The organism is Olsenella sp. CU969 (assembly GCF_905219715.1).
GTDB lineage: Bacteria > Actinomycetota > Coriobacteriia > Coriobacteriales > Atopobiaceae > Granulimonas > Granulimonas faecalis.
The window spans coordinates 36,417-45,326 of the sequence record NZ_CAJMXC010000007.1 but is presented as its reverse complement, the minus strand read 5'-3'; the positions used below and the strand labels follow the sequence as shown (position 1 = coordinate 45,326).

At 70.4% G+C, this 8,910-nt stretch carries 5 protein-coding genes; 1 reads left to right on the top strand and 4 read right to left on the bottom strand.

Translation table 11 applies throughout. From position 1 onward, the window contains the following. Window positions 1-1,190, top strand: a 1,190-nt coding sequence (locus JX283_RS01770; RefSeq protein WP_204829068.1) for a serine/threonine-protein kinase, incomplete at its 5' end; no start/stop codon positions are given. Window positions 1,191-1,457: 267 nt separating this feature from the next. On the opposite strand, the gene JX283_RS01765 is transcribed toward JX283_RS01770, so the two are convergent. From JX283_RS01765 to JX283_RS01750, 4 genes are all read right to left on the bottom strand, one after another. Further along, a complete protein-coding gene (locus JX283_RS01765; protein WP_204829067.1) occupies window positions 1,458-3,230 on the bottom strand; it encodes a [FeFe] hydrogenase, group A in 1,773 nt (590 codons plus the stop codon). Further along, entirely contained in the window at window positions 3,209-5,047 is a 1,839-nt protein-coding gene (locus JX283_RS01760; protein ID WP_204829066.1) for an NAD(P)-binding protein, read from the bottom strand. Before JX283_RS01760 ends, JX283_RS01765 begins: the two co-directional genes overlap by 22 nt. A gap of 992 nt (window positions 5,048-6,039) precedes the next feature. Beyond that, on the bottom strand, window positions 6,040-7,443 hold the full coding sequence (gene asnS, locus JX283_RS01755; RefSeq protein WP_204829065.1) for an asparagine--tRNA ligase: 1,404 nt from the start codon (window positions 7,441-7,443) through the stop codon (window positions 6,040-6,042). A gap of 151 nt (window positions 7,444-7,594) precedes the next feature. Then, window positions 7,595-8,617, bottom strand: a complete 1,023-nt coding sequence (locus tag JX283_RS01750; protein WP_204829064.1) for a Gfo/Idh/MocA family oxidoreductase — start codon at window positions 8,615-8,617, stop codon at window positions 7,595-7,597. Between the last annotated feature and the right edge of the window lie 293 nt (window positions 8,618-8,910).

Here is an 8,910-nt window from a genome sequence, read left to right as displayed (position 1 = left end):
AGAGACAGCCCATCCCACCGCTGACACGGCTCAAGGAGCTGGCACGACGCTCCGAGCACGACGCCACCCTGCTGGTGAGCGACGGCGCCGACCGGGTGTTCGTGCAGAAGCTCGTCCCCGCGGAGACGGCCAACCCGGAGGTGTGGGACGCCCTCTCCCGGACGTCCCACCCGGCCCTGGTGAGGGTGTGGCAGGTGGACCGGGAGCCCTGGGGCCTCTCCGTGCTCATGGACTACGTGCCGGGCCCCACCCTCGAGCAGGTCGTGGAGGCCCAGGGCGCCCTCGCCCCCAAGGACGTCGTCCCGCTGATCGGCCAAGTGGCCCAAGGGGCGGCCGAGCTCCACAGGCTGGGCATCGTCCACCGGGACCTCTCCTGCGCGAACGTCGTCGTGGGGCCCCTCGGCGCCTGCATCATCGACGCGGGCTTCGCCCGGCGCCCGGGCCCCGATACCAAGCGCCACGACACCGTCGTGCTGGGCACGCGGGGCTTCGCGGCCCCCGAGCAGTACGGGTTTGCCGAGACGGACCCCCGCACGGACGTGTACGCCNTGGGCAGACTCGCCGCCTTCCTGCTCACGGGGCTGTCGCCCGCATCGCCCATCTGCGAGGAGGCCCTCGACGACCCCGCGGTGGTGCCCGCACCCCTACGCCGGGTCATCGAGCGGGCGTGCTCCCTCTCCCCCGCCGACCGTCCGGCCACCGCCCTCGATTTCGCCCGGAACCTGNAGCGCNCCGTCGGCGAGGGCTCCGCCGNGGCGCACCGGCCCGAACGCCCGACGGCCTCTCCCGCAGGTCACGACGGGCGGGATCGTCGGCCTACGGCGCAGGGGACGATCCACCCTTCGCCCGCGGGGACGCCCCGAGGGGGCGGCGCCCCTCCCGCCTGGCGTCGACGCCTGGCCACCGCCGCCACCGTGGTAGGGGCGCTGTTCTGCGCGCTCATGGCCTGCGGCCTCCTCATGACCCCGTCGCACCCCGGGATGGGCAAGCCGCTCTGGGACTTCCAGTGCCTCTCCATCGGCGTGTGCATGGGCCTGGTGCCGGGCCTTCTCACCCGGTGGTTCCTCAGAGGCGAGCGGCGCTTCTCGACCGCCCGGCACCCCGCCGTTCTCTGGGTCGCCCTTCTCGGGGCCTGTTTTGTGGCGACGCTGCTGCTGGTGGGCATCTCGTCCGCATTGTTCGAGGGGTGAGGGCGCACCCGGACCCCGAAAACCGCGGCAGCCACNGCATCCACGGCACCTGAACACGGTTGAGGGCGACTTCGGACACGNAACGGGCCCGGAAATCACCCTCGCCTGTGTTCAGNTGTGCAAAATCCACCCCCGAACACGTTCAGGTGCCGGAGGGGGTGTCCTCAACCGTGTTCAGGTGCGGAGGGGGGTGCGGGAAGACAGGAAGCGGCCCCCGCACCGGGTGCGGGGGCCGCCGCTCGGTCGTCGCGCCTGTGCCTACGAGGCCTACACCTCGTTGGGCATCTTCCACGCGTGGTGGTCGGTGTGGAGCAGCTCGTGGGAGCGGTGGCTCAGAGGCTCGCCGAAGTAGTCTCGGTAGGCGGCCTGCACCTGCGGGTTCTCGTGGGACTTCCGCAGGGGCATGGCACGGTCCAGGCCCCAGAGCACGTCGCCGCGCTCGTCGGCCAGCTCGCAGCCGTCATGGATGGGCTGTCCGCCGCCGCCTGCGCAGCCGCCGGGGCAGGCCATGACCTCCACAAAGTGGTAGCTCGCCTCGCCCGCCTCCACGGCCTCGATGAGCCGCTCGGCGTTGGACAGGCCGCTCACCACGGCCACCGACAGGGGCATGCCGCCCATGTCGAACACAGCCTCCTTCCAGCCGTCCATGCCGCNGACGTCCGAGAAGGCGTNGGCGTCGGCCTCCTCGCCCGTGGTGAGGGCATGGGCCGTGCGCAGGGCAGCCTCCATGACGCCGCCGGTGGCGCCGAAGATCACGCCGGCACCGGTGAAGGTACCCAGGGGCTGGTCGAGCTCGCCCTCGGGCAGCGACGCCACATCGATGCATGCCGCCCGGAACATGCGGTCCATCTCGCGGGTGGTGAGCGAGACATCCACGTCGGGGTCGCCACAGGCGTCGTTCATGGGCCCGTAGGCCACCTCGGCCTTCTTGGCCAGGCACGGCATGACCTCCACGGAGAAGATCCTGTGGGGGTCGAGCCCGGCGTTCTCGGCAAACCAGCTCTTGGTGACGACACCGAACATCTGCCCCGGCGACTTGGCCGTGGACAGCTGGTCCACGAGCTCCGGGTGGTGGGCCTTGGCGTAGCGCACCCAGCCGGGGCAGCAGCTCGTGAACATGGGGAAGCGCGGGGCGTCCGGGTGGTCCGGCCCCAGCTCAAGCGCCTCGGNCACCTTGGCGANGAGCTCGCTGCCCTCCTCCATGATGGTGAGGTCGGCGCTCCAACTGGTGTCGANNACGTANTCGACGCCGACCTCGCGCAGCGCGGCGGCCATCCGCTCGATGGTGGCCTCCCCGTGGGAGAGGCCGAGCGACTCGCCCCAGGCCGCGCGCACGGCCGGGGCCACCTGCACCACCACGGTGGTGTCGGGGTCGGCGATGGCATCGAAGACGCGCTCGGTGTCGTCNCGCTNGCGCAGGGCGCCCGTGGGGCAGTGGGTCACGCACTGGCCGCAGAGAGTGCAGTCGGTCTGCTCGATGGGGGCGCCGCCGGCCACGCCCACGCAGGTGTGGCTGCTGCGGTTGGTGAGGTCCCACACACCCGTGTTCTGCACCTTGTCGCACACCTGGATGCAGCGCAGGCAGTGGATGCACTTGTCGGCGTCGCGGATGAGCGGGAAGTCCTGGTTCCACGGGGTGCAGGTGAGCTCCTTCCTGTAGGGGAGCTCCGAGATGCCGGACTGGTTGGCCAGCGACTGCAGCGAGCAGTTGCCCGAGCGCACGCAGCTCGTGCAGGTGGAGTCGTGGCGGGAGAGCAGGAACTCCAGGTTGGCCTTGCGGGCGGCGCGCACGCGGGGGCTGTTGGTGCGCACGGTCATGCCGTCGAGGGCCACGTTGTTGCAGGAGGCCACGAGCTGCTCGGTGCCCTCGATCTCGACCAGGCAGNCGCGGCNGGCGCCGATCTCGTTGAGGTCCTTGAGGTAGCAGAGCGTGGGNACTTGGGCGCCGGCGGCCNGGGCGGCCTCGAGGATGGTGGAGCCGTCGGGCACCTCCACCGCACGGCCGTCGACGGTCACGGTCACGGTCTTGGTCCCTNCCATTGGTCGATCCTCCCTCCGCGGAACGCGCCGAAGCCGAAGTGGTCGCAGCGCAGGCAGCGCCCGGCCTCTTGGTGGGCCTCCTCGGCCGTGAGGCCGTGCTCCACCAGGTCGAAGTCGCCGATGCGGTCGCTCGCCTCGCGCTCGGTCATCTCGCAGCGGGCGCAGCTGGTCTTGCCCCTGAACTGCACGTGGGACAGCTCGACGTCGAAGCCCACGGTGTGGTTGAAGCCGAGGTGGTTGTCGATGTTGCCCGCGGCCACCTTGCCGGCGTTGACGGCGCGGATGACCGTGGCCGGGCCGCTCTGGCAGTCGCCGCCGGCGAACACACCGGGGAAGCCCTCGATGGAGCCGTCCTCGGCGGCCTGGANGCGGCCCCACTTGCAGGGGATGCCCTGCTCGGCGAAGGTGTCGCTCTGGATGGCCTGGCCGATGGCCACGGCCACGACGTCGCAGGGGACGAGCACCNCGGACGCCTCGGCGNCGCGGGGCGCGGGGCGGCCGCGCTTGAGGCCGCCGATGATCTGGGGCTGCACCACCACGCCGGCCACATGACCGGAGGCGTCGCACTCGATGCGCACGGGCGCGTTGAGCTCGAGAAGCTCGCACCCCTCGGCCTGGGCGCCGGCGATCTCCTCGTCCTGAGCCGTCATGTCGGCCACGCGGCGGCGGTAGACGATGGTGACCTTCTCGGCGCCNCAGCGCACNGCGGANCGGGCCACGTCCATGGCCACGTTGCCGCCGCCGATGACGGNCACGCGCTTGCCGGTGAAGTCGGGGGCCTCGCCGTCGCCCACGGCCCGGAGCATCTCCACGGCGCTGATCACGCCCGGGGAGTCCTCGCCGGGAAGGCCCAAGCGGTTGTCGCCGTGGGCACCGATGGCCAGGTAGACCGCGTCGAAACCGTCGCGCAGGGGGCGCAGGTCGTCGATGGGGCACTCGAGCTCCACCTTGATGCCGCAGTCGAGGATCCACTGAATCTCGCCGTCGAGCAGGTCGTGGGGCAGGCGGTAGTTGGGGATGCCGTAGCGCAGCATGCCGCCCAGGTGCCTGCGGGCCTCGAAGATGGTGACGTCGTGACCCATGATGGCCAGGTAGTAGGCCGCCGAGAGGCCCGCGGGGCCGCCGCCCACCACAGCCACGCGCTTGCCGGTGGCAGGCGCTATCCAGGGACGGTAGTCGCCCTCCATGTGGTCCACGGCAAAGCGCTTGAGGCCGCGGATGTTCATGGGGTCGTCCACCATGCCGCGGCGGCAGTACATCTCGCAGGGATGCTCGCACACGTAGCCGCACACGAGGGGCAACGGGTTGTCCTTGCGGATGAGGCGCACGGCGTCGGTGTAGCGGCCGGCCTCCACGAGACTGATGTAGCCGGGGATATCCACGCCGGCCGGGCAGCCGGAGACGCAGGGCACGAGCTCGGACTGCTTGAAGCCGCAGACGTGGTTCTCCACGTGGCTCCTGAAGTCGTCGGCGANGCCTTGGACTGCCGTGAGGGCCATGGCGGCCGCCTCGTAGCCGATGGCGCAGTCGGCCGAGAGGTAGATGCTGCGCGCGGTGCGCTCGATGAGGCCGAGGGTCGCCGGGGTGNCGCGGTTCTCGAGCACCTCCTCGAACAGGTCGTGCAGCGCGTTGAGGCCCACGCGGCAAGGGGTGCACTTGCCGCAGCTCTGGGTGGCGCACATGGCGATGTAGGCGGCGGTGAACTCAACGGGGCACGGGGCCAGCGAGCTCACCGACAGCCGCCCTTCGAGGGCGCGGTGCAGGCCGTCCATGACGGCCTGGGCCTCGNTCCTCTNCATGACGTGCAGTCGTGCCATTCCTGCTCCTCTCTGGGGATGCGTGCGACTGACATTTCAGTAGCACGCACCATCATAGACCAAGCGAGCCTGAAAGCATCGACGGGGCAGGGTGCGTGTGACGGAGGTGCCCGGTGTGACAGAGGTGCCTGGCCCATCTGTCACTTCGTCTATCAAAAGAATGATGGAGCCCGCGGCGGTCCGAGCGGCANGGTGGGACAAAAGTGCGCGAGTGATNNGACAAAAGTGTCCGGGTGGTGGGACAGGGGCGTCAGGAGGCGTGGGGCCCCAGGCGGTCGGGGAGCCGCTGCAGCGGCGAGGGGCACCAGCCCTCCNCNTGGCNCGGGNGTGGCGCCTAGTGAAGGGCCTCNNCCACGGCGGGGTCGGTGAGGCGCAGGAGCAGGGCGTAGGTGTAGCCGGCGGAGCCGGAGAGGGCCCAGACGTACCAGCTCAGGCCCGATGTGAGCAGCAGGAACGAGAAGATGTCGCGCGCGACGTCGGAGGCGAGGTCGTCCAGCACCTCGTCCCAGGGGAGCACCCCGTCGAGGGCCACGTGGAACGCGACGCCACACACGAAGACCAGCAGCCATCCGAGCGCGTAGCTCCAGCCGCGGNGNANCTCCACGGTGCGGCGGCCGCGGCGGTCGCGGTCGCCGGTGCGCCGCACGCGCACGTGGGTGGTCTGGAATCAGCCGATGGGCATGCCNACGGGCACCGCCAGGAAGACCCACGGCCACTGGGCGGGGTCGTGGACGAGCGTGACCACGGCCATGACGAGGGAGTACGTGGGGATGCCCACCTGGGCGAGGCGAGACGCCGGCTTGTACCCGAACGACTCGGACACCACGTAGAGGACGCCTATGACGAGGACGACGAGGAAGAGCACGGTGCCTCCTGGGTCGACGCGGCCAGCGGGAGGTACCTACCCCCATACGGGGGCGCCGACCCGCCGTGGGACGGGTCGGCGCCGGAGCGTCCGTGAATCGCTGGGCAGGGGCCGAACTCCGTGAGGCCTAGAAGTCGGCGTTGCCCACAGTGCGGGGGTGCGGCAGGACGTCGCGGATGTTGTCGATGCCGGTGAGGTACATCACCAGGCGCTCGAAACCCAGGCCGAAGCCCGCGTGCTCGCAGGTGCCGTAGCGGCGGAGGTCCAGGTAGTAGCGGTACTGCTCGGGATCCATGCCCAGCTCCTCGATGCGGGCCTGGANCAGCTCCAGGCGCTCCTCGCGCTGGGAGCCNCCGATGATCTCGCCGATGCCCGGCACGAGGCAGTCCACNGCGGCCACGGTCNTGCCGTCGTCGTTGGCGCGCATGTAGAAGGCCTTGATCTCACGCGGGTAGTCGGTGACGAAGGTCGGGCGGCGGAAGTGCTCCTCGGTGAGGTAGCGCTCGTGCTCGGTCTGGAGGTCGATGCCCCAGCTCACCGGGTACTCGAACGCATGGCCGGCGNCCTNGGCCTCCTCGAGGATGCGCACGGCCTCGGTGTAGGTGACCCGGGCGAAGTCGGAGGAGGCCACGTGCTCCAGGCGCTCGCGCAGGCCCTTGTCCACGAACTTGTTGAACATCTCCATCTCGTCGGGGCAGGAGTCCACGACCTCGCGGATGACGTGTTTGAGCATGGCCTCGGCCACCTCCATGTCGCCCTCGAGGTCGCAGAAGGCCATCTCCGGCTCGATCATCCAGAACTCGGCGGCATGGCGGCGGGTGTTGGANTTCTCGGCACGGAAGGTGGGGCCGAAGGTGTAGACGTCGCCGAAGCTCATGGCAAAGTTCTCGGCCTGGAGCTGGCCCGACACCGTGAGGTTGGTGGCCTTGCCGAAGAAGTCCTGGCTCCAGTCGACCTCGCCCGACTCCGTGCGGGGCGGGTTGTCCACGTCGAGGGTGGTGACGCGGAACATCTCGCCGGCGCCCTCGGCGTCACTGGCCGTGATGATGGGGGTGGTCACGTACACGAAGCCGCGCTCCTGGAAGAAGCGGTGGATGGCGAAGGCCGCCACCGAGCGCACGCGGAACACGGCGCGGAAAAGGTTGGTGCGGCTGCGCAGGTGCTGGTGGGTGCGAAGGAACTCGCGGGTGGCGCGCTTCTTCTGCATGGGGTAGTCGGGCGCGCTCTNGCCCAGCACGGTGATGGAGGTGGCCTTGAGCTCAAAGGGCTGCGGGCGGTCGGGGGTGAGGGCCACGACGCCGCTGACGAGCAGGGCCGAGCCGGTGCCGCATGCCGCGACCTCGGCGTAGTTGCCCACCTCGCCCACGTTCATGACCACCTGGAGATCCCTGAAGCAGCTGCCGTCGTTGAGGGTGACGAAGCCGAAGTTCTTCATGTCGCGCACCGAGCGGGTCCACCCGGCCACGGTGACGTCATGGTCGGCGAAGGCTTGGGGGTCGGCGTAGATCCGGGCAATGGTTGTCCTCTTCATGGGCGGCCTTTCTGGCGTGACGTGCGGGTTTCACGGCCCCCATTGTAGGACGGCGCCGCACGGCGGGCCGGCGCGCGTGCGGCGGGCGGCGCGGGCCCTTCTGGGCCGGGGACAGCGCCGGAGGCCGGCGGCGAGCAGCCCCGCGAGCCCCCTACTCCCCCACGCGCACGGGACACCCCTCGCGGAGCGACCGGATGGCGCTCTCCACCAGCATGAGGGCCATCTTGCCGTCGTGGCCCGTGACCTCGGGCTCCGTGCCGTCGTGGACGCAGCGCACGAAGGCTGCGTCCTCCTCCATGTAGGCTGCCGAGAAGAGCGTGCGCCACGTGGGCATGGAGTCCTCCACCAGCTGGCCGTCGCCGCGGGCGAGCACCACGCTGTTGGCCTGCTGCGTGCCCACGGACAGGTGGCCCGTGGTTCCGAGCACCTCCGCGCGGGCGTCGTAGCCGTAGCGCACGTACTGGGAGCCCTCAACCATGCCGAGCACGCCGTTCTCGAACTCGAGGAGGCAGGCGGCAGTGTCGTAATAGTCGGGGTACTCGGCGGCCACCTCGGGGCTGCGGAAGTTGTGGCCCACGGCGTGCACCCACGCGATCTCGGAGCCGGCGAGCCAGCGCAGGGTGTCGAAGTCGTGGCTGTTGGCCTCGGCGAGGGGGCCGCCGCCGTGGGAGACGTCGTACATCCAGCCCTGGGGCTCGCTGGGGCCGTGGGTGAGCGACTTCACGAGGGTGGGCTCGCCCGCCTCGCCGGCGTCCAGCAGCTCCTTCATGCGGCGGAAGCCCGGGTCGAACCGCCGCATGAAGCCGATCTGCAGCTTTACCCCGGCGGCCTCGCACGCGGCGATCATCTCGTCGCACTGCGCGGGGCTCGCGGCCATGGGCTTCTCGCAGAGCACATGCTTGCCGGCCGCGGCGGCGGCCGGCACGACGTCGCGGTGNGCGTCCGTNGGCGTGACCACCACGACGGCGTCCACGGCCGGGTCCTCCAGGGCGTCCTCGTAGCGCTCGTAGCATGCGGGGTAGCCGAGCTCCTCCGCGACCTCGCGCAGGCGGTCGGGCGCCGGGTCGCAGATGGCGGCCAGGCGGGCGCCCGAGACGGAGCCCTTGAACGAGTGGGCGTGGATCATGCCGGCGCGGCCGCAGCCGATGACGCAGATCCCGAGGGCGCGGTCCATGGGGGCTCCTTTCGCACGGGGGTCGAGGCGGGGTGCCTGCAATGTGTCCCTTAGTAATGGCACGGCGGTACAATAGGCAGACGGTTTTTAGACAATCCGCGGACCGGGCGTCCGGCGCAGACGGGATAAAGGGGTTCCTTGCCGATGGCTGAATGCCGGGCGGGGTACACAACGCACGTCTGCTACGACCTAACGGGCCCCGTGCAAANGGAGTNGCCATGAACGCNNAAGTCACCNGCAACCGCATCAACGAGCGGCTGCTCACTATCATCGCCTTCATCTTCGCCGCCGCC